The organism is Ruegeria sp. BG6 (assembly GCF_056538465.1).
In genome coordinates this window covers 199,141-223,072 of the sequence record NZ_JBQFTB010000005.1, presented here as the reverse complement: position 1 = coordinate 223,072, position 23,932 = coordinate 199,141, and the positions used below count along the sequence as shown (strand labels likewise).

At 56.8% G+C, this 23,932-nt stretch carries 21 protein-coding genes; 10 read left to right on the top strand and 11 right to left on the bottom strand.

All coding sequences use genetic code 11. From position 1 onward, the window contains the following. Positions 1–52: 52 nt before the first annotated feature. Positions 53–1,690 (bottom strand): sulfatase-like hydrolase/transferase, encoded by a 1,638-nt coding sequence (locus tag ACR0JW_RS11915; RefSeq protein ID WP_170681812.1) that lies wholly within the window; start codon positions 1,688–1,690, stop codon positions 53–55. A 114-nt stretch (positions 1,691–1,804) separates the two neighbouring features. Here ACR0JW_RS11915 and ACR0JW_RS11910 point away from each other — a divergent pair, with 114 nt between their 5' ends. From ACR0JW_RS11910 to ACR0JW_RS11885, 6 genes are all read left to right on the top strand, one after another. Further along, positions 1,805–3,307: a metallophosphoesterase family protein gene (locus ACR0JW_RS11910; protein ID WP_480713944.1), complete on the top strand. Its 1,503-nt coding sequence runs from the start codon at positions 1,805–1,807 to the stop codon at positions 3,305–3,307. A 198-nt stretch (positions 3,308–3,505) separates the two neighbouring features. Continuing rightward, a complete protein-coding gene (locus ACR0JW_RS11905; protein ID WP_170681959.1) occupies positions 3,506–4,090 on the top strand; it encodes a VOC family protein in 585 nt (194 codons plus the stop codon). A 97-nt stretch (positions 4,091–4,187) separates the two neighbouring features. Continuing rightward, on the top strand, positions 4,188–4,685 hold the full coding sequence (locus ACR0JW_RS11900) for a GNAT family N-acetyltransferase (RefSeq protein WP_170681814.1): 498 nt from the start codon (positions 4,188–4,190) through the stop codon (positions 4,683–4,685). A gap of 216 nt (positions 4,686–4,901) precedes the next feature. Continuing rightward, a complete protein-coding gene (locus ACR0JW_RS11895) occupies positions 4,902–5,621 on the top strand; it encodes a hypothetical protein (RefSeq protein WP_170825248.1) in 720 nt (239 codons plus the stop codon). Continuing rightward, positions 5,618–6,244 (top strand): hypothetical protein, encoded by a 627-nt coding sequence (locus ACR0JW_RS11890; RefSeq protein ID WP_170681816.1) that lies wholly within the window; start codon positions 5,618–5,620, stop codon positions 6,242–6,244. The genes ACR0JW_RS11895 and ACR0JW_RS11890 overlap by 4 nt, the downstream gene beginning before the upstream one ends. Before the next feature lie 299 nt (positions 6,245–6,543). Beyond that, complete coding sequence (locus tag ACR0JW_RS11885; RefSeq protein WP_170681817.1) at positions 6,544–6,924, top strand: carbohydrate porin; 381 nt, start codon at positions 6,544–6,546, stop codon at positions 6,922–6,924. Between the two features lie 204 nt (positions 6,925–7,128). On the opposite strand, the gene ACR0JW_RS11880 is transcribed toward ACR0JW_RS11885, so the two are convergent. The 4 genes from ACR0JW_RS11880 to ACR0JW_RS11865 all read right to left on the bottom strand — a co-directional run bounded on the left by ACR0JW_RS11880 (position 7,129) and on the right by ACR0JW_RS11865 (position 10,786). Further along, positions 7,129–7,800 (bottom strand): nucleoside triphosphate hydrolase, encoded by a 672-nt coding sequence (locus ACR0JW_RS11880; RefSeq protein ID WP_480713943.1) that lies wholly within the window; start codon positions 7,798–7,800, stop codon positions 7,129–7,131. Beyond that, complete coding sequence (locus ACR0JW_RS11875) at positions 7,797–8,579, bottom strand: ATP-binding cassette domain-containing protein (protein WP_170615755.1); 783 nt, start codon at positions 8,577–8,579, stop codon at positions 7,797–7,799. The genes ACR0JW_RS11880 and ACR0JW_RS11875 overlap by 4 nt, the downstream gene beginning before the upstream one ends. Then, positions 8,579–9,649 carry an ABC transporter permease gene (locus ACR0JW_RS11870; protein WP_170615753.1) on the bottom strand — a complete coding sequence of 357 codons (1,071 nt, stop codon included), beginning with the start codon at positions 9,647–9,649 and terminating at the stop codon, positions 8,579–8,581. Before ACR0JW_RS11870 ends, ACR0JW_RS11875 begins: the two co-directional genes overlap by 1 nt. Positions 9,650–9,766: 117 nt before the next feature. Further along, a complete protein-coding gene (locus ACR0JW_RS11865) occupies positions 9,767–10,786 on the bottom strand; it encodes a sugar ABC transporter substrate-binding protein (RefSeq protein WP_170681818.1) in 1,020 nt (339 codons plus the stop codon). 186 nt (positions 10,787–10,972) lie between these two features. Between ACR0JW_RS11865 and ACR0JW_RS11860 the strand changes: the two genes are divergently transcribed. Next, positions 10,973–12,172 (top strand): ROK family transcriptional regulator, encoded by a 1,200-nt coding sequence (locus tag ACR0JW_RS11860; protein WP_170681961.1) that lies wholly within the window; start codon positions 10,973–10,975, stop codon positions 12,170–12,172. A gap of 148 nt (positions 12,173–12,320) precedes the next feature. Here the strand turns inward: ACR0JW_RS11860 and amaB are convergent, their stop codons facing one another. The 4 genes from amaB to ACR0JW_RS11840 form a co-directional block, all read right to left on the bottom strand. Beyond that, on the bottom strand, positions 12,321–13,817 hold the full coding sequence (amaB, locus tag ACR0JW_RS11855) for an L-piperidine-6-carboxylate dehydrogenase (protein WP_480713942.1): 1,497 nt from the start codon (positions 13,815–13,817) through the stop codon (positions 12,321–12,323). A gap of 18 nt (positions 13,818–13,835) precedes the next feature. Then, complete coding sequence (locus ACR0JW_RS11850) at positions 13,836–14,942, bottom strand: saccharopine dehydrogenase NADP-binding domain-containing protein (protein WP_170681820.1); 1,107 nt, start codon at positions 14,940–14,942, stop codon at positions 13,836–13,838. A 420-nt stretch (positions 14,943–15,362) separates the two neighbouring features. Continuing rightward, a complete protein-coding gene (locus ACR0JW_RS11845; RefSeq protein ID WP_170681821.1) occupies positions 15,363–15,638 on the bottom strand; it encodes a hypothetical protein in 276 nt (91 codons plus the stop codon). 301 nt (positions 15,639–15,939) lie between these two features. Then, positions 15,940–17,598: an NAD+ synthase gene (locus ACR0JW_RS11840; RefSeq protein ID WP_170681822.1), complete on the bottom strand. Its 1,659-nt coding sequence runs from the start codon at positions 17,596–17,598 to the stop codon at positions 15,940–15,942. Between the two features lie 156 nt (positions 17,599–17,754). Between ACR0JW_RS11840 and ACR0JW_RS11835 the strand changes: the two genes are divergently transcribed. Further along, positions 17,755–19,227, top strand: a complete 1,473-nt coding sequence (locus ACR0JW_RS11835) for a 2-isopropylmalate synthase (protein ID WP_170825250.1) — start codon at positions 17,755–17,757, stop codon at positions 19,225–19,227. A gap of 7 nt (positions 19,228–19,234) precedes the next feature. On the opposite strand, the gene ACR0JW_RS11830 is transcribed toward ACR0JW_RS11835, so the two are convergent. Further along, positions 19,235–19,900 carry an SDR family NAD(P)-dependent oxidoreductase gene (locus tag ACR0JW_RS11830; protein WP_170681824.1) on the bottom strand — a complete coding sequence of 222 codons (666 nt, stop codon included), beginning with the start codon at positions 19,898–19,900 and terminating at the stop codon, positions 19,235–19,237. A gap of 286 nt (positions 19,901–20,186) precedes the next feature. Between ACR0JW_RS11830 and ACR0JW_RS11825 the strand changes: the two genes are divergently transcribed. Further along, positions 20,187–21,761 (top strand): 2-isopropylmalate synthase, encoded by a 1,575-nt coding sequence (locus ACR0JW_RS11825; RefSeq protein ID WP_170615737.1) that lies wholly within the window; start codon positions 20,187–20,189, stop codon positions 21,759–21,761. A 167-nt stretch (positions 21,762–21,928) separates the two neighbouring features. Here ACR0JW_RS11825 and ACR0JW_RS11820 read toward each other — a convergent pair whose 3' ends face one another. Next, entirely contained in the window at positions 21,929–22,714 is a 786-nt protein-coding gene (locus ACR0JW_RS11820; protein ID WP_170681825.1) for a 23S rRNA (adenine(2030)-N(6))-methyltransferase RlmJ, read from the bottom strand. Positions 22,715–22,870: 156 nt separating this feature from the next. On the opposite strand from ACR0JW_RS11820, the gene ACR0JW_RS11815 reads away from it, so the two are divergent. Beyond that, positions 22,871–23,917: a rod shape-determining protein gene (locus ACR0JW_RS11815; protein ID WP_039523195.1), complete on the top strand. Its 1,047-nt coding sequence runs from the start codon at positions 22,871–22,873 to the stop codon at positions 23,915–23,917. The last annotated feature ends 15 nt before the right edge of the window (positions 23,918–23,932 follow it).

The window sequence follows — 23,932 nt, the reverse complement described above, 5'->3', positions numbered from 1 at the left end:
ACCTGGGACATCGATACCAGGCGAACGCCTGGGCAGTCACCTGGAATGAACGTCATTGCCAGCTTGCGAAGACCTCGCGGGCCAGTTCGCTTTCCGGGCGCAGGTTTTCAATTCCCTCATAGGGAACACCTTTGCCGAGTGGCAGGTGCGGGTATTTTGCGATCATTTTCTGATGGCGCTTGACCATGTCCTGAAAGGACGCACCAGACCAAAGCGAGCCTCCAATGTCCGGCATCTCTTCCCGTGGGTCGCGCAGGAGATTGAAGACGGGTGCTGCTGCGCCGGGAACACCAGGCGGTGGCATGTGCATCTTGAATTCCTGCTTCACAACAGAGCGAAGAACCGGGCCCTCGTAGATGTAGACATAATCCCTGCGCGAGTTTCCTTCTCCCTCCAGGAACAACGCAGTTTGATCGATGCCGTCAATAATGCGGTCGCGCGGAATGAAGGCGCTGGCGCCACCAATTCTGGCCAAGGTGGTGAAAAGGTCTGATACGTGCACGATGTCGCCCGCATAACTGCCTTCCTCAATTGCACCGGGCCAGCGGATAAAGGCGTCAACCCGAACGCCGCCCTCCAGGTGTTCGGCTTTTCCGCCGCGATAGATCAATTGCTGCATCCCTGAATTCGGAGAGTATTGCTTGAAAATCCCGTTGTCGGCCATGAAGACGATCAGGGTGTTGTCAGCGAGGCCGAGTTCATCCACCTTGGCGAGCACCTCGCCAAACCAATCATCGATGACCTCCATCTTGTCGGCCATGAATCCGCCGTTTCTGGTCCGTTGTTGGTCTGAGTAGACAAAGTTCAGGGGATACAGCGGCCAGTATTGCAGGAAGAACGGCGCATCCTGGCCAGCCAATCGTTCCAGTTGTTCAAGTATTTGCTGCTGGTAGCGTTCGTTCATCCGCTCGTAATGTGCCTGGGTCCATTCCTCGCCGGCCTCGATGTCGACCTCACGCGCTAATCCACCCGCCTCGGCCTCCAGACCGGTCACCAGTCCGTACGGCTTGAAACGCTCATCGATCGCAAACTGATTGGACTGCCCCGAGGAATGGAAGCCCAGCATATTGTTGGCCACCATAGCCTCGCGCGTCATCAAACTGAGTTGCACTTGCTGATGGACGGGAAAGAAGGCGACATCAAATCCCTGATTATGAGGGAAGGATTGCTCGATATCGCCCTGATGCCATTTCCCGACATGTGCGGTATTGTAACCAGCTTGTTTGAGCACCTCGGGGAGCGTCACTTCCTCGGACGAAAGGCCTTCTCCGACAAGAGCAACCTTCACCTCTTCCTGACCGGCACGCACGGGGTGACGTCCAGTCAGGAAAGCTGTGCGCGTGGGCGTGCATGAAGGCTCGGTGTACATTCGCATCAAAGAAAGGCTTTCTTCAGCGAATTGGTTGATGTTGGGCGTGTCGAAACCCGCAACATAATTCATGGCCCGATTGCCCATTAGGCCAAAGCTCACATCGTCGATCAGGACGTAGAGGATGTTCGGAGGAGCATCGCCGTTTGCCTCGCGCAACTCCTCGAGGCGGGCGTCAATCTCAACGTCCTGCGCATCCCACTGCTCGCCAAATTGGACGCGCAGATATGCGAACTCACCATCGTGGATTATCCGGTTGTCTTGCGCACTTACGCTGCCCGCAGCCAACACGAACGCTACGACTTTTGCTCCAAATGACATCAGGACTCACTCCTCCAGATCGTTTTGCCGCCGTACTGCCTGATCACACAAGTAATTTTCATTTGTGTCAAAGGGGGCCAAGACCACGGCAGTCGTTGCTTCGATGTGCCGGCAATGTGGAACGCAAATGGAATTCTTTTGGTTTGCGGCGGCCATCAATCAAAAAAGTGTGGAAACCGCAAGTTGCAGGCACACCAGCCTTTCATTTCCAAAGATGTGTTTTCCGCTATTGTCACAAACTTTGGAGCTCGGTTACTGGATGCAATCCACATCGCAGCTTTACGGGATTTCCTTCCGACCAGCTTCAGCAGGATTTCATGTACACTGGACTTTCAAGGGCCCGACCGTAGATTTGGGGCATTCTTTGAAAGAGGTACCCGCGTGTTGGTCAGGACCGGTTCACTCGTTTTCGCGGCATTGAGTTTGCTTTGTTTCGGCGCTGCGTCTTCTGTCGCTGATGTTGTGCATCATTGGGTCCAGCTTGGGCCCGATGACGAAGTTGTTGTGCGCGCAACCTCTACGGCGCCTGACTGCCCCAACTTGCAAGTCGATGGCCATTTGGTCGCCATGAACAAAAGGGCGATATCAGACAGCCAGTTTCCGGAAATCGTCTGCGAGCATCGCGCGCCAAAAGGGGCGCAACAGATAATGCTTGAGGGAACCGCGCTGCCAATTCTGAATTCAAGCGTCCAGCGGATTGTCGTGATTGGAGATACCGGGTGCCGCATTCGGGGCGGCAGGGTTCAGGCCTGCAATGATCCGGTTGCCTGGCCATTGGAATCGATCGCGGCAGAAATTGCATCCAGATCACCGGATCTGGTCATCCACGTTGGCGATTACTTGTACCGGTCAAGTGAGTGCCCAGACCCGGAAAAGTGCGGTGGGTCTCCATTTGGTGACAATTTCCGGGCCTGGTCTGCAGATTGGTTGGACCCCGCAGAATCCCTGTTCGCTCTTGCCCCATTCATATTTGTACGAGGAAATCATGAAAGTTGTGGCCGCGGCGGAAAAGGGTGGTTCCGGTATTTCGCACCTGGGTTCGTTCCGGCTGATTGTCCGGCTGTGACTGAACCCTGGATAGCCTCTGTCGACGGGCTTGATCTGATTGCATTCGACTCGTCCGCCGGTCCTGCCCCACAAAGCAGCCCCGATCTGTTGCCCGAATACAGCCGAATGGCCCGGGATATGTTTGCAAACATCAGTGGCGAATCCTGGTTTCTTACTCATCGCCCACTTTGGGCGAACATGCATGCTTTCGGTGAGCTTATCGACGGCGACGACACACAGCGCGCGGCATTTGGTGAGGCCACGCCAGAACCTTTGAGCCTTGTCCTGTCCGGTCATATTCACGCGTTCCAGGCAATCGACTTGGCAGTTGGGCCGGTGCAGGGGATAAGCGGCAACGGCGGGACACAGCTGGATCCAATGCCCACAGGTGTTGCAACCAATGTTGAAGTCGCCGGAAGCCTGGCAAGCCTTGTGGTCAACAACAGCGATTTCGGCTTCCTGATGTTGACCAGAGAGACAGAAGGCACTTGGTCGATGGAGGCGATTGACGCAAAAGGAAACGCATTAAATCGATGCCGTCTGAGCAACCGGACGCTTTCCTGCGAGTGACATATAATCGGGCAATGTCACCGTTCATTTGTTCAGGTGTCCGTCAAGCGTCCGCTCAAGTACGGACAGCAGGTCCAAATTTACAAAAAGCCAAGGTCTGGTTTGCGGACGAAACCGACGGTTCGTTCTGGCGTTCCGCCGTTGTATGATAACTAAAGTCAAAACAGGGTGGTAACGGAAATGGAAAAGAGCGACGAACTGCGAAAAATCCAAACCCAGGGAGTTCACCATATCACGCTTGTCGGAGCGGATCGGCAAACCTCGATCGACTTTTGGGAAGGTGTGTTGGGTATGCCGTTTGTCTTTGATCAACCGAACCTCGACAATCCGAACGAAGGGCATCTTTACTTCGATCCCGGTGACGGTCGATTGATCACCGTCTTCACAAATGAGGACCGCAAGCCTGACCCAACCGTTGTTCCCGAAGACACCGGGTCACTGCACCACCTTGCCCTGAACGTAAGCCAAGCGACATTCTGGCAGGTCCCAGCACGGCTTGATGCGCGCGGCGTCGTGCATACTGGTCCTGTCGATCGCGGATTCATGGATTCGATTTACTTTCGTGATCCGCTCGGGCTGCGGATCGAATTGGCCTCGTACCGCTTTGAGCCACCCGAAGGCTGCCGGCACGCCGACGTTATGATAGAAGCGCACCGCATCCGGGTGGCTCGCGGAGATCACCATATCGACAAGGAACATCTCGCTGACGCCATTGAGCTTCTGGTGCGAAGGGATCAGCAAAGCCTGTCCGCGGACCGCTCAGCCAGAAATCCTTACTCCTGATCGATGTAAGGGATCTTTGCGAGAACGCTTGGCTCATTTCGACCGTGTTCCAACAAATTGAAGTGGGTAGACTGAAACAATGGAAGTCTTGATACGAATGGCATCGACTGAGGCCGAATTCGAACAAGTCCGCGACTTGTGCCAACAGTGGTTGGACTGGCATTGGAAAAACTACCCAACCGACTGGCCAACCAAAGGAAACCCGATGGACCCGGCCCGGTTTCAGGCAATACTGGACGATCTCCCCTCTCTACATGCCAGACCACATGGCGGCATTCTTCTCGCGTTGCTCGATGATCAGCCGGTTGGATGCGTGATGTACAACGAGGCGCGTCCCGGAGTTGCCGAGTTTAACCGCATGTTCGTGAACGACAATGGTCGTGGCTTTGGAATTGGTCGCCAGCTCTTGGATCACATGTTCGGGCAGTTGATCGAAGACGGTTATCAACGTGTGCGTTTTTCGTCGGCGAAGTTTCTCACACACGCCCGGTCAATGTATGAAGCTGCCGGCTTTGCGGACGCACCACATCCCGACGAATTTCCCAACGAATGGCGGCAGTATGTCTATTTCATGGAACGTCCTCTGACGAGCTAGTCTATTAGTTTTTTTAGAACAGAAGGACCGTGGTACCTCAACACCCACCAAATCTCGCGACCGAGATGGATGTTTGGCTGATTGCTGCTCGATATCAAATTGAACTGTGTCAATCAGATATCAGGGAGTATTGTGAACTGCGTCCAAGGAGCAGTTCTGCATTCAAGGACGCTAGTTTTCACAGATTGTCAGTCTTGGCATTGGGTGGAAACGGTGATGTCCCTCGGCTATCCAAAGCGGCTTTTCGAAGCACTTATGAAGCCCTTCATGGCGATGGTTCTTTTTTCTTTGTCAATTGCGGATCACGCCACCGCTGAACAAGCGCTGGAAGATCTTACAGAAAAAGACATTCGTGGAATGCGGTATTGCGAGTTTCTTTTGATCTACGATGATCGGGTGGACATTCATAATACAACCGGATCAAGTGATTGCGCCGAAGAAAACTGGCAATCACTTGATGTTGCTGCTCTTGCAAAAGAGAACGGTGCCAAAAATGCTCAGCCGAATGGGCCGAAGTTTTGGGCCATGGACGAACAGATTCTCAAAATGGGTGGCCAAAAAACATTCGGCGGTATTGATGCGCGCTACGCAGCCACGCTTCCGGTATCGGCACTTGGCGCAGGAGAGGGGTCCGACTCGTATGTAGGTTTCACGAGTCCCAAGAAACAAACTATGGTCTTCGAAGCTGGCAAGCCAATTTACGAACTGGTTGACGGAGAAGGAAAAACCTATGTTCTGAATGCCTATGGATCAAAGGTTCTTAATGGAGATCCTGGAAATCTTGGTGATCAATTGTCTCCGGCTGAGGGTTGGAGTTTTACGGTCATCGCTCCTGACAAAAGGGTGGTCGTTGAAGCAAGCAAAGATGCGCCTGTTCAGATGGTCGGTGACGATTTCCATCAGTACTACACCCTGTTGGACATAAACGACCAATGAAGACCTCTTTCAAGGTGAGCGCACCGTCACTGTTCCGTGTCTGTGCCCTTGGAGTGGCCGTACTGCTTAGCTGTGGCGGTTCTGCTATTGCGCAGAACGCGCCCGATAGCCAAACCAACACGCTGTCAGGGTACGGGCCTTCTGCAGACATCGAAACTGGTGACAGTGTGACTGCGGACCTTGCGATAGATGATCAGCGTGTTGACGGGATTCTAAGCTTTCCGAGGATCGAAGAGTTCATTTCACCCTGGTTTGCTTGGAAAAAACGCATCAATGATGAGTACGGCCTGAAACTCCAGTTCAGCTATCAGTCCCTGCGCCAGGAATTGAACAGGACGCTTGCTGAAAAGGACGCTGCCGCCGCACGTCTTCAATTGCAGGGGTCTTGGGAACTTGCCGGAAGAGGGACGAAGAATACAGGCCAGCTGACCTTTCGACTTGAAGAGCGAACAACACTGGGAACAACAATTCCACCAACAAGTTTGGCGTCGCAATATGGCGGCCTGACACCATCTGGAGGATTTAGTGATTTCGGATTTGCTCTGACCGAATTGGCCTGGCGTCAATCGCTGCTGGAAGGTCGGTTTCGTTTTGTGATCGGCAAGATAAGTGCTTTGTCCTAGTATAATGGTCACGCGCTTTCGTCGAGCTTGCGTGGGTTTCAAAACCTTGCCTTGCAAAGCAGTCTGACCAAACCATCTCTCGGCAGGGGGATAGGCGGTGGCGTTGCGTATAAGTTTACGCCTCACTTCGGTGTCGTCGCCGGCGTTCACGATGCAAATGCTAAGACAGCAGGAAACCCGTTCGACACTATAAAGAGGGCGAATTCTACAAATTCATTGAGTTTCGCTGCTGGCCGACAACACCAGACAGGCGTCGGTGGGACGTGGTTCGCCTTCAGTTTTGGCATCAGGATGCCTTGGTGGCAAAAGGTGTACCGGAATCCAAAGGACTAACGTTCCTTGCCAGCCACTTATACGACGACAAATGGTTCCCGTTTTTCATTGCGGGGCACTCAGATGGGAACGGGTCAATTATGAAGACCGACGTGACCGCCGGGTTGGGCATAGCATTCGACACCAAGTATCGAGCAGCAAGCGACGTACTTGGTCTTGGTGTAAGTTGGGGTGACCCGTCAGACCCAACGCTGCGGAATCAGATAACGACGGAGGCTTTCTACCGCCTGACCCTGGTGCAGAACTTTGTCATTACTCCATCAATACAATGGATCAAGAACCCGGCTTCAACGACAGCGCTTGACGATGTCCTGACGGCCAGCATCTGCTTCAGGGTTACTTTCTAGTTCTCGAATGTGCCTGCTGATCGGTGGAGCACCCTGAAAAACCGGATCGGTAATAGCGTAAAACAGGTCCTGGGATTTTCCAAAGCTGGACTTGCCGTCGGCAGAGGAATTTTTCAACTGTCCATCGTCAGGGGTTTTGGGGCCGTTGGGGGCGTGATCTAAGAGAGGATCTGGCGCATCTTTTTGGTTTGACTACTCGGCGGTTCAGAACGCGTAGCGCACGCCGAATTCGGTATAGTTCTGATTTAGGACCAGATCGGCCTTTCGACTTTTTCCAAGAACCAGTTCGGCGTTGGGCAGGTCGTTCCCGGTTGCGCGTTGCAGTGCCGTTACGGGGTCGAGGCCGTGTTTGATCCATCGTTGCTGCAGCCTGTTTTCCAGTTCTTCCAATGTCGGGCTGACAAACACCGTCAGGGCAAAGACATCCGCCAATGCATTCCAGGGATCACTGTCCATCAGAAGGTAGTTCCCCTCAACGACGACAATCGGAGTTTCTGGATGAACGGCAATCGCATTTGCAATCGCCAGATCCATCTGTCTGTCGAATTTTGGGTGAAAGACCTCATGCTGCGCGGACTGCAGCGTTGCGATTGCATTGCAAAATCCGACCGCGTCGAAGGTTTCAGGTGCACCTTTCTTGGCCAGTAGTCCCCGTGCTTCGAGGACGCGGTTGTCCAGATGATAACCGTCCATGGGCACCAGCGTTGCCTGTGGAATCCCCGAGCCCTGATCAGTGTTGAGCGATTGAACGACGGCCTCCGCCAGGGTCGATTTTCCGGATGCAGGGGGGCCGGCGATTGCGACAATCATCCGGGCACCGGCCTGCCGTCGGGCGGCAATCAGGTCGCAAACGTGTTTTACGTCCTGCTCGATCACGCGGCGTCCTCTTTCGGGGGTTCCTTGGCGCCGGTCATGAAAGCCACAGCGTCGGACATCGTGTAGTCCTTGGGATCGATTGTGCAGAGCCGTTTGCCCAACCTGTGTACGTGAATACGATCGGCGACTTCGAAGACATGGGGCATGTTGTGGCTGATCAGGATGATCGGAATGCCTCGCGCCCGAACATCCTGGATGAGTTCAAGCACCTTGCGGCTTTCTTTCACGCCCAGTGCGGCTGTTGGTTCGTCCATGATGATGAACTTGGTCGCAAACGCAGCGGCACGGGCAACGGCCACGCCCTGGCGCTGGCCTCCGGACAGGGTTTCGATTGCCTGATTGATCGATTGAACGGTCATCAAACCAAGCTCGGTCAGCTTGTCACGCGCGAACTTCTCCATGGCTGGTCGGTCGAGCTGACGCAGGTACTTGCCCATGAAGCCCTGTTTGCGGATCTCGCGGCCCATGAACATGTTATCCGCAATCGAAAGTGCAGGGGACATCGCAAGTTGTTGGTAGACGATCTCGATCCCCATGTTCCTCGCGTCAATCGGAGAGGTGAAGTTGACCTTCTTCCCCTCTATCAGGATTTCGCCCTCATCCGGGATCGTGGCGCCGCAGATTGCCTTGACGATGGATGATTTGCCCGCGCCGTTATCCCCGATGACCGCTAGGATTTCGCCCTGACGCAGTTCAAAATCGGAATGGTCGATGGCGGTTACATGGCCATAGCGTTTTACGATCCCGCGGCCCTGGACGACTGGAGTTGTGTCTGACATCAGCCCGATACCTTTCTGATCCACTGGTCAACCGCGACCGCCGCGATGATGAGAAGTCCGATAAGCAGGAAGGTCCACTGTGCGTCCGCGCCCAGTAGCCTGAGGCCAAGGGTGAAGACGCCGACGATCAGGGCACCAAACAGGGATCCCAGAATTGAACCGCGCCCCCCAAACAGCGAGATACCCCCGATCACAACCGCGGTGATGCTTTCGATGTTGGCCAATTGCCCGGATGTCGGCGAGACCGATCCGATACGCCCGATCAGAGCCCAGCCAGCGAAAGCACAGATCAGACCGGACAACATGTAGACCGACATCAATGTTCTGTGGACATTGACCCCTGATAGTTCTGCGGCTTCTGGATCGTCCCCCACTGCGTAGACATGTCGGCCCCAGGCCGTGTGTTTGAGCGCGTAGGCCAACACAAAGATCAGCACGAGCATGAATATGACGCCAACGGTGAAGGTTGCTCCACCGATGCTGAACTTGGTGCCGAAGAACTGAAGGAAGGGGGCGTTTGCCTCGATGTCCTGACTGCGAATGGTTTCGTTCGCGGAATACAGGAAATTTGTGGCCAGAACGATCTGCCACATGCCAAGCGTGACGATGAAGGGGGGAAGCTTGACGCGGCTGACAAGCCAGCCATTGAGCGCTCCGATCATGGTTCCGGCGGCCAGTCCGCACATTACGGCAATTGGCACCGGAATGCCGTATCGGAAGGAAAACTGCCCCATGATGACAGAAGAAAATACCATGATCGCGCCAACGCTCAGATCGATGCCAGCGGTCAGAATGACCAGGCTTTGCGCTGCGGCCACGATGCCGACGATCTGCACCTGTTGAAGGATCAGGGTCATCGCGAAGGGCGAAAAGAACTTTGAGCCCAAAAGCAGTCCGAAAATCAAAATCGCACCGACCAGGACGATTAGCGGCACAAAGGACGGGTTAACATGCAGAAGATGCTGCAACTTCCCCAGAACGCCGTGGCGATGATCCTCAAAAGTCGCAACAGTTTCTGTTTTGCTGGCTGCGGATTCAAATCCCTGGGCGCTTTGGTTTGCTTCGGACATATCTCCCCCTTTTCGTGGGCGTCATGCCGCCCACGAGATTAGTGTACAGGAAGTTTCGGTTTGCTGGCGAAAGGAATGATGAGGCGCTTCGGCGCGCCTCATCCAACAGGCCCGCGCTTAGCCCCAGCAGAGCTCCAAGCCTTCAGCGACCGAAATCGATTCCACACCGTCAACGGGCTGATCGGTAATCAGTGCAACGCCGGTATCGTAGAAGTCTTTACCGGGTGTGTTTTCTGGCTTCACGCCCTCGTCGGCCCATTTCTTCACGGCCTCAACGCCAAGCGACGCCATCAGCAGGGGGTATTGCTGGCTTGTGGCACCTATTACTCCGGCCTCAACGTTTTGTACGCCGGGGCAGCCGCCATCGACCGAAACGATCAACACGTCGTTTTCACGCCCGATGGATTTCAGAGCCTCATAGGCACCCGCCGCCGCCGGTTCATTGATCGTGTGAACCACGTTGATCGTTGAATCCTTGGCCAGAAGGTTTTCCATGGCACGGCGTCCACCTTCTTCGTTTCCGTCGGTTACGTCGCTGCCGACCAGCCGTGTGTCTGTTTCATCGCCGATAACATTTGGATCCGCCAATTCCACTCCGAACCCGTCGAGGAAGCCCTGATTGCGCAGAACGTCCACGGTCGGCTGGCTGACATTCAGATCAAGCGTCGCGATTTTGGCGTCCGCTGCTGCATCACCCATTTTGGCCTTCGCCCATTGCCCGATCAGCAGACCTGCCTTGTAGTTATCTGTCGCAAATGTCGCGTCCGCCGAGTCAATCGGGCTGAGCGGCGTATCCAATGCGATCACAAGAACACCAGCGTCCCGAGCCTGCTGAACCGCGGGGACAATCGAACTTGTGTCAGACGCTGTCAGCAGAATTCCCTTGGCGCCATCGAGGATGCAGGTTTCAATCGCCTGGACCTGAGTTTCGTGGTCGCCGTCGATTTTGCCAGCAAAAGCCTTCAGGGTCATGCCAAGCTCTTCCGCCTTCGCGGTCGCACCCTCCTTCATTTTTACAAAAAATGGATTGGTGTCGGTCTTGGTGATCAGGCAGACGGTCTCACCGGCCGCTTGCGCAGATGCGGCAGCCAGTGTGAGTGCAGTCGCCGATGCGGCAAGCTTGAGTAAATTTCTCATGTTGTCCTCCCATAAAATCATCGTCGTCCCGCATGGCGCGCCAGCGAGACCTACCTCCATCCTCCAATGCAGGTCGTATTCAACAAACCGCGATTCGAGCCTCGATGTCAATAAGTAAATAAAGTTTATTTATTAATTCGATCAGATATCTTTTCATAAGAAAACAAGGTGGTTATGTTCGGGATTATGGAGAAAGAAGCACTTAAAATGCTGACCGGCGGGGTAAGTCAAAGCGGTGTTCGCGATCATAACGAGCGCCTGATTTTGACGGTTTTACAACGCCATGGACCGGCAGCGGGTGCGGATGTTGCCCGGTTGACCGGCCTTTCTCCTCAGACCGTTTCAATCATCCTTCGCAAACTTGAAAAGGATGAGATTCTCAAACGTGGAACCCCTTTACGTGGGAAAGTTGGCAAGCCTTCGGTCCCGATGGAGTTGAACCCGGAAGGCATACTTTCTGTTGGAATGAAGATTGGGCGGCGCAGTGCAGACCTGCTTTTGATCGACTTTACAGGCAAGCCGCGCCGCCAGCTTTCCACCACTTATGACTACCCGCTGCCAGAAGCCGTATTCGGGTTTCTGGAGGCTGGCCTGGAAACGCTTTTGGCGGATGAGCCCCGGAAACTGCGGGACCGCGTGTGCGGGATTGGAATTGGCACCCCGTTCGAGCTTTGGAAGTGGCACGACCTGACGGGGCTGGCGGCCAAACAGTTCCGGTCCTGGAAGAACGTAAACTTCTTTACCGAAGTGGCCAGGTTCAGCAGTTTGCCTGTTTTTGTCGTCAATGATGCGACAGCAGCGTGTCACGCCGAACATCTCTACGGTCGCGGTGCTGAATACCGCGACTATTTCTACTTTTTCATCGGCTCGATGATCGGCGGCGGGGTCGCTTTGAATGGCACGGTGTTCGAGGGCAACCAGGGCAACGCCGGGGCCCTGGGCGCGATGCGCACCACCGGCCCCCTGGGCGAAAGCCAGCAGCTGATCGATACTGCCTCGCTGTTTTTGCTTGAGGACAGGCTGGTCGAAGCGGGCGTCGATCCGCGTATTCTCTGGAAGAAGCCGCAGGATTGGAGCAGCATTTCCCGTTATGTTGAGCCGTGGATTGGCACAACAGCTCAGGAATTGGCCAAAGCCGCGCTCTCGATCTGCGCTGTCATTGATTTCGAGGCAATCTTCATAGATGGGGCATTCCCGCCGGAGGTCAGGGAAGAACTGGTTTCAAGGGTGCGTCGCTATCTGGCCAACCAGGACAAGCGGGGGTTGATTCCGCCGGTCGTTGAAAGTGCAGCGGTCGGGGAAAACGCGCGCGGCATAGGCGCTGCGAGCAGTCCGATCTTTCGCCAGTTTCTGTTGAACACAAATGCGGGGCTTTCCGGAATGTAGCGGAAGCGCATTACAGGCATATTGGAGCAGAAGCTCGCAAAATCCATTCGAAACAAAACTCCCCCAAGCATCTGCGCCCGGGGGAATTTTAGTTTTGTATCTTTGACCTGTCAGATCGGCTAATCGGTCAATCTCAATGGACGAAAGTCTAGATGTCGAACTTGACGCCTTGCGCCAGCGGCAGTTCGGCCGAGTAGTTCACGGTGTTGGTCTGGCGGCGCATGTATGCCTTCCAGGCATCCGAGCCACTTTCGCGCCCGCCGCCGGTTTCTTTTTCACCGCCAAACGCGCCACCGATCTCGGCGCCGGAAGGTCCGATGTTGACGTTGGCAATGCCACAATCCGATCCGGCCGCGGTCAGGAACTGCTCGGCCTCGCGCATGTTCAGGGTGAACACGCAGGATGACAGGCCCTGCGGCACATCATTCTGAATGTCCAGCGCTTCGGCAAAGTCGTCATATCCCATGACATAAAGGATCGGCGCAAAGGTTTCGGTCTTCACCACCGCGCTTTGACTGGGCATTTCGACGATAGCAGGTTCCATGTAGACGCCGGCCGGCACGTTTTCGGTCACCCGATTACCGCCAAAGACAGTTCCGCCCTCGGCTTTTGCGGCCTCCAACGCTGCGGTCATGGCCGCGCCCGAGGCTTCATCCACCAGCGGGCCGACCAGGGTGCCTTCGGCCAGCGGATTGCCGATGGGAAGACCGGCATAGGCCTTCTTCAGACGGCTCACCAGTTCCTCGCGGATCGAGTTGTGCGCGATCAGGCGACGCAGGGTGGTGCAGCGCTGACCGGCGGTGCCAACAGCCGAGAACACGATGGCACGAACCGCCATTTCCAGATCGGCCGAAGGGCCAACGATCATTGCGTTGTTTCCGCCCAGCTCCAGAATGCACTTGCCGAAACGTTGCGCCACGATGGGGGCCACCGCGCGGCCCATGCGGGTCGAACCGGTTGCCGAGATCACCGGAACATCCTCGCTGGCCACCAGCGCTTCACCCAGCGCGGCGCCTCCGATCAGAGTTTGCAGCAGGCCGTCAGGCGCATCGCCGAACCGGGCCAGCGCGCGTTCGAAAATCTTCTGGCAGGCCATGGCGGTCAGCGGAGTCTTCTCGGACGGCTTCCAGATCACCGGATCGCCACAGACCAGGGCCAGCGCCGCGTTCCAGGACCAGACCGCGACCGGGAAGTTGAAGGCCGAGATCACGCCGACCGGACCTGCCGGATGCCATGTCTCCATCATCCGGTGACCGGGCCGCTCGGAGGCGATGGTCAGACCGTAAAGCTGACGCGACAGACCGACAGCGAAGTCGCAGATATCGATCATCTCCTGCACTTCGCCCAGACCTTCCGAGGTGATCTTGCCAGCTTCCCAGCTGACCAGAGCGCCCAGATCATCCTTGGCGGCCCGCAGCTCCTCGCCCAGCAGGCGGATAAGCTCGCCGCGGCGCGGTGCAGGAACAACACGCCAGGCTTTGAAAGCCGATTGCGCGCGGGCAAAAACAGCGTCCATCTCCGCAACCGGTGTCTCGTGTATTTGGGCCAGCAGGCTGCCATCGATCGGAGACGTCACCTTGAGCGTGCCGCTGTTCAGTTCGGCCTCGGTCAGATCCAAATTCGCAAGCGTGGTTTGGGCTGTCATCACAATGTCTTTCATATCTCAGGCTGCCTTGTTCTGTTTGGTGACGTCACCAGCGCGATAAAGCTGGCCGAATTCGGTGTTGAGGAAGTCATCAAATTTGACCTGTTCCTGCCGGACAAACCCCTTCGCGGGCAGTGCGCCAATGCGCATCAGGTCAACCACGCCCAGAACACCTGCGGCGGTGGTGACCTGAATGGCGCTCCAGACCTGTCCGTTGATGGTGCGGGCAAAGGACTTGTTGATCAGGGACTTCTCGCGCAGCACCCCGTCAATCCTGCCCTTGGCGGTGCAGTAAACCAGAACGACGTCCTGGTCGGTGCGGGGCAATGCGGCTTCGAAAATCTCTTTCAGCAGATCGCGGCGGCGTTCCAGCCCAAGATCGTTCAGGAGCAGTTTCAGAATGTCGCAATGGCCCGGATAGCGGATCGAGCGATAGGACACGGCCCGCGCCTTGCCTTCCAGCGTTTCCGGCAAAGTGCCCAAGCCACCGGAAGTGTTGAAGCACTCGTATTCCACGCCGTCATGGCCCAGAACCTCGTAATCTTCCAGCGGTGCAGTCTTGACCAGCTTGCCGTTCACGATGGCATCGCACGGGTTGCAGTATTCGTTGATCAGCCCGTCGGTTGACCAGGTCAGATTGTATTTCAGCGCATTCGTCGGATACAGCGGCAATGCGCCCACCCGCATATGCAGGCTGTCGATCTCGTCAAACTCTGCCGCCAGTGAAGCGCCGGCAATCCCAACAAAGCCGGGTGCTAGGCCGCATTGCGGCATGAACGCCGTCTCGCTGCCCTCGGCAAGCTCGCGCACCGCCTGGGTTGCGGCGACATCTTCGGTCAGGTCGAAATAATGCGCGCCCGCAGCCTTGGCTGCCTTGGCAATGGTCGGGGTCAGAAAGAACGGTGCTGCCGAAATGACGGCATCAAATCCCGTTAGCTCTTTGGCCATGCCGTCCGCGTCAGTGGCGTCGATCTGTTTGGTGCCAACGCCTATTTTCGCGATATCGCCCAAGGCTTTCAGGTCATGATCCGCAACCGTAACACTGTAATTCGGCGACCCTTTCAAAAGCGTCGCGATCATCTGCCCGATCTTGCCGGCCCCGATGACACAAATATTCCAGGACATCAGTTTCTCCACAAAAACTGTCTTGCGTGGAAAATGGCTGAAAGGGGTTACGCTTCATAGGGGCCAATCTGACGAATTGCACCCAGAAGACGTCAAAATGACGGAAATATTGTCAACTTGATAAATTGGCTGTGAAGCACCTTGGGCGTGCCGAGGGTTGCAAATCGGCATGACTGTGAAATCATGAACGGCTCAAACAGCCGAAGGCCTTCTGGGCGCGTTGACGATACGCCCTGGCACCCGTCTCTTTTTCCAAAGACATTAAGACTTGGCGACCGCTCGCCCCTGAATGGTTCCCGGGCGCGGTGTATCAGGGGCGATCCGGGGGCGTGGCGCAGCAGGTTTCAATTGCGCCCTCAAACTCGAGCCGCAATTGAAAGCAATGCGATCTAAGTTTCCAGCGAAAAGCTGTGAGCTGGACTACGCCGCGCCCGAAAACTCGGCCCACTTCTGACGAAGTGTCGCCGTCAGGCCGGTTGGCTGAGGTTCAGCCTGCTCCGAAATCTCTTCAGCAGAAGCCAGCACTGGAAACTCGGAGCGTACAGTTTGAAGCGACGGAGTGCTTTGCGAGAGCTCCTCACACATGACCGCGGCAATTGCGGCCTCCAATTCGGCCTCGTCCAATTCCTGCGCCGGGGACTCCATCGTCTGTAGACGCAGATACGGGTAATACGGCCTTTCATATTCCTCATGCATTGTAACACCAAACCGTTAACTCAGACATTCGCAGATCAATGCGCCACAATTGAATCCAACACATCGCCTGAAAACTTGTTCTGCCAGGAATGCGTCACACTCGCCCCACATGCGGCGGCATTGCAGCTTAAATGTGGCAAAACATTGTCAGTCGGGCAAGCTTGGAGCGGCACCGGACGGCAAAAAACCATTCAAACTGACCAGCTTAGCAAACAAAGGGGTAGGTTTTGGCGGGACTGTTTCCCGTTGCTCCATTATGGGAACGTTTTCTGCCCACAATCGCGAGGGTCAGTTCCGATACTCAATCGGTGTCACGCCACCGATTCACGATGGGATACCGGCGATCCAACCAAAAGGCGCGTTTGGTCAGCCTTGTTCCCGGCGCAGACTGAAACCGCTTGTACTCGCTGATGTAGATCAGATGTTCGACCCGGCGGGCCTCGGCCTCGTCAAAACCAGCCGCCACGCAATCGGCGATCGAGCCGTCCTGGTCGACCAGGATCTCCAGGATGGCATCCAGAACCGGATAGTCGGGCAGGCTGTCACTGTCCTTCTGGTCCTCGCGCAGTTCTGCGCTTGGGGGCTTGTCGATAACTGACGGGCGGATGACCTCACCCGCCGGTCCCATCATCCAGTCGCGATGATTGGCATTGCGCCAGCGGCAGGTCTCGAACACGCGGGTCTTGTACAGATCCTTGATCGGATTGTAACCGCCGTTCATATCGCCATAAATGGTGGCATATCCCACCGCGACCTCGGATTTGTTGCCGGTTGTCAGCAGCATCTCGCCAAACTTGTTGGAAATCGCCATCAGCAGAAGTCCACGCAGGCGAGACTGAACATTCTCTTCGGTCAGGTCTTCGTTTCGACCTTCAAACAACGGGGCGAGCGAATTGGTGACAGCGGCGCGGCTTTCCGAGATCGGAACAAAATCGTAGTGCACGCCCAACGCCCTTGCGACGGCCTCGGCGTCGTCCAGCGAGGCCTGGCTGGTATATTCCGACGGCAGCATCACGCAGCGCACGTTTTCCGACCCGAGAGCATCCACCGCTATTGCCGCCACCAGCGCGGAATCGATGCCGCCTGACAGACCAAGCAGGGCTTTGCCGAATCCGGTTTTCCCCATGTAATCGCGCAAGGACTGAACCATTACGCGATAATCCTGTTCCCATTCATCCGGTTGCGGCACGATTTCTACCGGTGCAATGCGCCAGCCATCTTCGCTACGTTCCAGATCAATATGTGTGATCGCTTCATCAAACACGGGCATCCGGAAAGCCAGCTCTCCACCCGGATTCAGGCCGAATGTTCCGCCGTCAAAAACCTGGTCGTCCTGACCGCCCACCATGTTGAGGTAGATCAGCGGCAGTCCGGTTTCGACAACGCGCGCCACCATGTGGTTCAGGCGTATGTCGTATTTGTCGCGGAAATACGGTGATCCGTTGGGGATCAGCAGAAACTCGGCGCCGGTTTCTGCCAGCGTTTCGGTTACATCCTCGTGCCAGCTGTCTTCGCAAATCGGGCTGCCGATGCGGGTGTTGCCCACCGAATAGGGGCCACCCAGCGGTCCGGCGTCATAAAGGCGGACTTCGTCAAAAACCGTTTCATTGGGCAGGTGATGTTTCAGGACTTTGCTGGAGATCCGCCCACCCTTGAGGATCAAATAGGCGTTGAACAGTTTGCCATCCTCAACCCACGGACCGCCAATTGCCAGCGCCGGCCCATCGGCGCAGCGTTCAGCAAGCGATTCGACCGCAGCCATGGCCGCTTGGTGAAACACCGGCTTCAGGATCAAATCCTGCGTGTTGTACCCGGTGATGAACATTTCGGGCAACGCCACCAGATCGGCCTTGGCATCGCGCCCCTGTGCCCAGGTGGCAAGGGCTTTGGCAGCATTGCCGTCGATATCCCCGACAACGGGGTTGAGTTGCGCCAGAGTGATGCGGAAACGGTCGGCCATACTGCCCTCTTGCCCTCGACTGTCCTATTGCCATTTACCAGATCGCACCGTGAGGAAAAGACAAATGCGGCAAAAGCCGTTGCCCTGCCCTGAGTGGTGCCTTAGTTTTGCGCAACAGAACGCATTCAAAGCATGACCGGCCAGGCGTGAAAACCCATGAACTTGTTTCGCATATCTATAGCCGTTTCACTTTTGGCCCTGACGGCGGTCAACGTGGCCGCGCAGGGTGACGAAGTCATCATCGCCGATGACGAGGTTGGCGGCGTGTACGAGGGCACGTTCGAAAACGGGCTACGTCATGGGACCGGCACGTATCGCCTGCCGGACGGTTTCGAGTATGCCGGCGAATGGTTCGAAGGCGAGATCAAGGGCAAGGGCATCGCGCGCTACGCCAACGGCTCGGTCTATGAGGGGATGTTTGCCAAAGGCCAGCCCGAGGGGCGCGGCAAGATCGTTTTTGCCGATGGCGGCAGCTACGAAGGCGATTGGGCCGGCGGATCCATCAACGGGACAGGTATCGCCGAATACGCAAACGGAATGCGGTATGAAGGCGAGTTCAAGGATGACCGCCATCACGGCAAGGGCATGATCAAGGATCCTGCCGGTTATGTCTATGACGGTGATTGGGTCGACGGCGTGAAGCAGGGCAAAGGCCGGATAACTTACGCCGAAGGCGGCGTCTATGAAGGCGATATCGAAAACGGGCTGCGTCATGGCCAGGGTACGCTGACGCTTTCTGACGGGATGATCTACACGGGGGACTGGTCACAGGATCTGATCACCGGCAAGGGCCGTCTCACCCAGGCCAACGGCGATGTCTACGAAGGGGACATGGTCGAAGGTCGGCGCGAAGGAAAAGGCAAGGCGACCTACAAGAATGGCGCGACATATGAAGGCGACTATGTGGATGATCGCCGCCACGGCAAAGGCCGGTTTCTCGGCGCGGACGGGTTCGACTATAACGGCGAGTGGTCCGAAGGCCAGATTGAGGGATTTGGTGAGTTGATCTATCCGGATGGATCAACCTATGTCGGGGACTTTCAGGCGGACCTGCCGCACGGCAAGGGTATGAACACTTTTGCGGACGGTACGATCTACGAAGGTGATTGGATCGCCGGCGTGTTCGAAGGCAACGGCAAGGCGACCTATCCCAGCGGCGTCGTCTACACCGGACAATTCAAGAATGCCCGCAGCCATGGCCAGGGCGTTCTGACATTTGCCAACGGCTACAGATACGAGGGCGAATGGGTTGACGGCGAACGGCACGGCAAGGGCAAGGCCAGTTTCGCCGACGGCACCGTTTACGAGGGTGATTTCCGGAACGGTGAGCGCCACGGTGAAGGAACGATCACAGCGCCAAACGGGTTCAGCTACACGGGCGGCTGGATTGACGGTAAGATCAGTGGTGACGGTATTGCCACCTACGCGACTGGCGACGTTTATGAAGGCAGCTTTGTTGACAACAAACGGCAAGGCAACGGCACCATGAAATATGCCAACGGGCTGGAAGAAACCGGTGTCTGGGAAAATGGTGCGCTTGCGGAAAAGGCTGACGAACCCCCGGACGCCACGGATGCGGATGAACCAACGCAGGAAAACGCTGAGGAACCGGCCGCTTCGGATGGGTGACCCTTACCTACCAGGGTATCCGCTCGCCGGCCCAGTCAAAAAAGCCGCCGCTATCCGCAGGCGTTAATCCTTCGATGACGGACAGCAGATTGCGGGCAGCTTCATTCGGTTCGACCGCCGGGTGCCGCCCCAGATATTTCCGTGTAAACTCGGTTTTGACCGTACCGGGGTGCAGCGCCACGCAAATCGCCTGTGTATGTGTGCGATCCAGTTCAATTGCAGCGGTGCGCGTAATCTGATTGACCGCTGCCTTTGCGGCGCGGTAGCTGATCCATCCCCCAAGCCGGTTGTCCCCGATGGAACCGACGCGCGCGGACAGGATGGCAAATACGGAACGCCGATCCCGTGGCAGCAACCGATGAGCGTGGCTAAGCACAAGGGCTGGCCCAACCGCGTTCAACGCGAACTGGTCTATCATCGCCGTTGAAGACAGCGACCGGATGGTCTTTTCCGGCCCGTGGCCATCGATCTCAAGCGCGCCAGTGGCGACCAGAACCAGATCAAACGGGCCCTGAAGCTTGTCCAGCGCGGAGTGAACGGTGTCGGGTTTCGTCAAGTCAAATCCACCAGCCGAGCGGGACAACCCGGTCACGCTGACCTGTTGCAGGTCCAGCTGCCTGCAAATGGCGCGTCCAATTCCTCCGCTTGAGCCGATGATCAATGCTGATTTCATGTGCGCCAACCTAGAAGGATACCCGTCTGAATCAATGCCCGGCTTAAAAGGCCGGGTCCGGTCAGAGGATCGCAAATTGGTTCTTTTCATTCCTTGCGGGCTCTGTATAACCTCACAGTCATGATCAACCGCGCAGATATCCCTTTTGCTGACACCGCTTTTTGCGGTGCGTCGCTGCGTGGCCTACTGATCCTAATCCGCCTCTGAGCGTGCCATTCGGCGCGCCCGCTCAGAGGAGGACGCCCGCGCGCCATAGGCTTTAGGACAGAAGAAGAAAGAGAATCCCATGACCAACGTGACCGACCAAGACCGCGTCTTGATCTTTGACACCACCTTGCGCGACGGCGAGCAAAGCCCCGGCGCCACCATGACCCATGACGAAAAGCTTGAGATCGCCGAGCTGCTGGACGACATGGGCGTCGACATCATCGAGGCCGGTTTCCCAATCGCCTCTGAGGGTGACTTCAAAGCGGTGTCCGAAATCGCCCAACGTTCAAAAAACAGTCGCATCTGCGGTCTGGCCCGCGCAAATTTCGCGGATATCGACCGCTGCTGGGAGGCGATCAAACACGCCGAACAGAACCGCATTCATACATTCATCGGCACCTCTCCGCTGCATCGCGCCATTCCGAACCTCACGCAGGACGAGATGGCGGAAAAGATCCATGAAACGGTCAGCCATGCCCGCAACCTGTGCGAGAATGTGCAGTGGTCGCCAATGGACGCGACCCGGACGGAATGGGATTACCTGTGCCGCGTTATCGAGATCGCGATCAAGGCAGGCGCGACCACGATCAACATACCCGACACTGTCGGTTATACGGCACCACTGGAATCCGCCGATCTGATCAAGCGCCTGATCGAAACCGTTCCCGGCGCAGATGAAGTCGTCTTCGCGACCCACTGTCACAATGACCTGGGGATGGCGACCGCGAACTCTCTGGCGGCCGTGATCGGCGGGGCGCGTCAGATCGAGTGCACCATCAACGGCCTTGGCGAACGTGCGGGCAATACCGCGCTGGAAGAAGTAGTGATGGCCATGCGGACCCGCAATGACATCATGCCTTTCCGCACCGGGATCGACACCACCAAGATCATGCATATCTCGCGCCGGGTCGCCACGGTATCGGGCTTCAACGTGCAGTTCAACAAGGCCATTGTCGGCAAGAACGCCTTTGCCCATGAAAGCGGTATCCATCAGGACGGGATGCTGAAAAACCGCGACAATTTCGAGATCATGCGCCCCGAGGATGTGGGATTGTCCGGCACTTCGCTGCCCTTGGGCAAGCACTCGGGCCGCGCGGCATTGCGGGACAAGCTGAACACGCTGGGCTATGAGGTCGGTGACAACCAGCTCAAGGACATCTTTGTTCGGTTCAAGGATCTGGCTGACCGCAAGAAAGAGGTCTTCGACGACGACATCATCGCGCTGATGACGCTGGACGATGACGAAGCCAACGATTTTCTGCAGTTGGTGTCGATGAAAGTCACCTGCGGTACCGGAGGTCAGGCAGAATCGACGGTTGAACTGGAGGTTGACGGAAAGGATGTCATCGCCACGGAATACGGTGACGGCCCGGTTGATGCGACGTTCAGGGCGATCCGCGCGATCTTCCCGAACGAGGCTCATTTGCAGCTCTATCAGGTGCATGCGGTCACCGAAGGGACGGACGCCCAGGCCACTGTTTCGGTGCGGCTGGAAGAGGATGGCATGATTGCAACCGGCCAATCGGCGAATACCGACACTGTGGTGGCCTCGGCCAAGGCTTATATCCATGCTCTCAACCGCCTGGTAGTGCGCCGGGCAAAAGCCGGGCCCGGGGCGGACACGCGTGAGATCAGCTACAAGGACCTGACCTGAAGGGCGCGAAAGCTCCCGCACCCGCGGCGGTCCGGCTGCGCCGAACCACCTTGCGGCTTTGGGCCCGGCACCGCGCTTTGGCGCGGTGCCGGGCCCGACCCAATTGACGGCATCTTTGATGTCGGCAATCGCGGCGGGAGTTTCCCTGTTGTTTGCGCGAACGTTTCTCAGATCCTGTCGAACAGGGCCGTAAGCCGCGCGGTTTCATCTTCGACACCGTACGGAGCGTTGATTATGAACATCCCCGAACCGATCATGTTGTGCCCCTCCCGGGCCGGTGGAAAGATCACTTCGTGGCGTATCACCTTTGGCAATGCCTGATTGGTCAGGGCCGCCAGCATAGGCTTATGACGATTGTCGGCCAGAATCGGGTACCACAGCGCGATCACCCCGACATTCCACTTGCGGTGCAGTTTGGCGACGTTCCCCGGTAAACGACCATATTCGGCCTTCACCTCGTAGCTGGGATCGATCAGCAACATTCCACGACGCGGCGTGGGCGGCAGCATGGATTGCGCCAGTTCATAGCCATCCTGCCGATACACCCGTGCGTTTCGGGCCGTTAACTCGCCTGAAAGGGCTGCGTATTCCTTTGGGTGCAGTTCCGCGAAATGCAAATTGTCCTGTGGGCGTAACAGGCTGGCTGCGATCATGGGAGAACCCGGGTAACAGGCCGGTCCATACCGGGCCTGTATGTCCGAGATTGCCCGGGCCAGCGGGTGTTCCGGATCGAACCAGGCCTCGCGCCGCGCCCTTTCGATGCCCGCGTCCGCTTCGCCGGTTTTGCGGGCCTCCTCCGAGTCCAGGTGGTATAGCCCGCGTCCGGCGTGGGTTTCGATGTAGCTCAGCGGTTTGTCTTTTTGCGTCAGATAACGCAGCGTCCAGGCCAGCAATGCGTGCTTTTGCACGTCCGCCAGATTCCCGGCGTGGTAAATATGTTGATATGAAAGCATTTTGCCTTCTAAAGTCCCTATCAATGAGGCGAAAAGGCGCTGATTGTCACGGAATCAGGCCTTTAATCGGGCGTGTTGGCACCCTATAAGTCATCCGTCCCGGAACCGTCGAGTCGCGGGCAGTAGAAAATTCTGACAGACAGGATCAGGGGAAACATGGGGATCTTTGGCAATCTGGGCGGCCTGTTCACAGCGGACATGGCCATTGACCTTGGGACGGCGAACACGCTGGTTTATGTCAAAGGGCGAGGCGTCATTCTGTCCGAACCCTCTGTGGTCGCCTATCACGTCAAGGATGGCGTGAAGAAAGTGCTGGCTGTGGGCGAAGACGCCAAGCTCATGCTGGGCCGGACCCCCGGTTCCATCGAGGCAATCCGCCCGATGCGTGAAGGGGTCATTGCCGACTTCGACACCGCCGAGGAAATGATCAAGCATTTCATCCGCAAGGTGCACAAACGCTCGACCTTCTCGAAACCGAAAATCATCGTTTGTGTTCCGCATGGTGCGACTCCGGTCGAAAAGCGCGCAATCCGACAGTCGGTTCTGTCCGCAGGGGCCCGTCGCGCGGGTCTGATTGCTGAACCCATTGCGGCCGCCATTGGCGCGGGAATGCCGATCACCGATCCGACCGGAAACATGGTTGTCGATATCGGCGGCGGTACAACCGAAGTTGCGGTTCTGTCGCTGGGCGACATCGTTTATGCCCGCTCGGTTCGTGTCGGTGGGGACCGGATGGACGAGGCCATCATCTCGTACTTGCGCCGTCAGCAGAACCTGCTGGTTGGCGAATCCACCGCTGAACGTATCAAAACCACCATCGGCACCGCCCGGATGCCCGATGATGGCCGTGGCCAGTCGATGCACATCCGTGGTCGCGACCTGCTGAACGGTGTGCCAAAGGAAATCGAGATCAGTCAGGCTCAGGTGGCCGAGGCGCTGTCCGAACCTGTCCAGCAGATCTGCGAGGCGGTGATGACCGCGCTGGAAACCACGCCGCCCGATCTGGCAGCGGACATTGTGGACCGGGGCGTCATGCTGACCGGCGGTGGCGCTCTGTTGGGTGATTTGGACCTGGCGCTGCGCGAACAGACCGGTCTGGCCGTGTCGATTGCCGATGAAAGCCTGAATTGTGTAGCGTTGGGAACCGGCAAGGCGCTGGAATACGAAAAACAACTGCGCCACGCGATTGACTACGAAAGCTAAGGCGCGCACCCTTCC

Bases quoted from the DNA above. Each gene is read 5' to 3' on its own strand.
- ACR0JW_RS11915 (WP_170681812.1), bottom strand. From the start codon at position 1,690: ATGTCATTTGGAGCAAAAGTCGTAGCGTTCGTGTTGGCTGCGGGCAGC.
- ACR0JW_RS11910 (WP_480713944.1), top strand. From the start codon at position 1,805: ATGTGGAACGCAAATGGAATTCTTTTGGTTTGCGGCGGCCATCAATCA.
- ACR0JW_RS11900 (WP_170681814.1), top strand. From the start codon at position 4,188: ATGGCATCGACTGAGGCCGAATTCGAACAAGTCCGCGACTTGTGCCAA.
- ACR0JW_RS11895 (WP_170825248.1), top strand. From the start codon at position 4,902: ATGTCCCTCGGCTATCCAAAGCGGCTTTTCGAAGCACTTATGAAGCCC.
- ACR0JW_RS11890 (WP_170681816.1), top strand. From the start codon at position 5,618: ATGAAGACCTCTTTCAAGGTGAGCGCACCGTCACTGTTCCGTGTCTGT.
- ACR0JW_RS11875 (WP_170615755.1), bottom strand. From the start codon at position 8,579: ATGTCAGACACAACTCCAGTCGTCCAGGGCCGCGGGATCGTAAAACGC.
- ACR0JW_RS11870 (WP_170615753.1), bottom strand. From the start codon at position 9,649: ATGTCCGAAGCAAACCAAAGCGCCCAGGGATTTGAATCCGCAGCCAGC.
- ACR0JW_RS11865 (WP_170681818.1), bottom strand. From the start codon at position 10,786: ATGAGAAATTTACTCAAGCTTGCCGCATCGGCGACTGCACTCACACTG.
- ACR0JW_RS11860 (WP_170681961.1), top strand. From the start codon at position 10,973: ATGGAGAAAGAAGCACTTAAAATGCTGACCGGCGGGGTAAGTCAAAGC.
- amaB (WP_480713942.1), bottom strand. From the start codon at position 13,817: ATGACAGCCCAAACCACGCTTGCGAATTTGGATCTGACCGAGGCCGAA.
- ACR0JW_RS11850 (WP_170681820.1), bottom strand. From the start codon at position 14,942: ATGTCCTGGAATATTTGTGTCATCGGGGCCGGCAAGATCGGGCAGATG.
- ACR0JW_RS11845 (WP_170681821.1), bottom strand. From the start codon at position 15,638: ATGCATGAGGAATATGAAAGGCCGTATTACCCGTATCTGCGTCTACAG.
- ACR0JW_RS11840 (WP_170681822.1), bottom strand. From the start codon at position 17,598: ATGGCCGACCGTTTCCGCATCACTCTGGCGCAACTCAACCCCGTTGTC.
- ACR0JW_RS11835 (WP_170825250.1), top strand. From the start codon at position 17,755: ATGAACTTGTTTCGCATATCTATAGCCGTTTCACTTTTGGCCCTGACG.
- ACR0JW_RS11830 (WP_170681824.1), bottom strand. From the start codon at position 19,900: ATGAAATCAGCATTGATCATCGGCTCAAGCGGAGGAATTGGACGCGCC.
- ACR0JW_RS11825 (WP_170615737.1), top strand. From the start codon at position 20,187: ATGACCAACGTGACCGACCAAGACCGCGTCTTGATCTTTGACACCACC.
- ACR0JW_RS11820 (WP_170681825.1), bottom strand. From the start codon at position 22,714: ATGCTTTCATATCAACATATTTACCACGCCGGGAATCTGGCGGACGTG.
- ACR0JW_RS11815 (WP_039523195.1), top strand. From the start codon at position 22,871: ATGGGGATCTTTGGCAATCTGGGCGGCCTGTTCACAGCGGACATGGCC.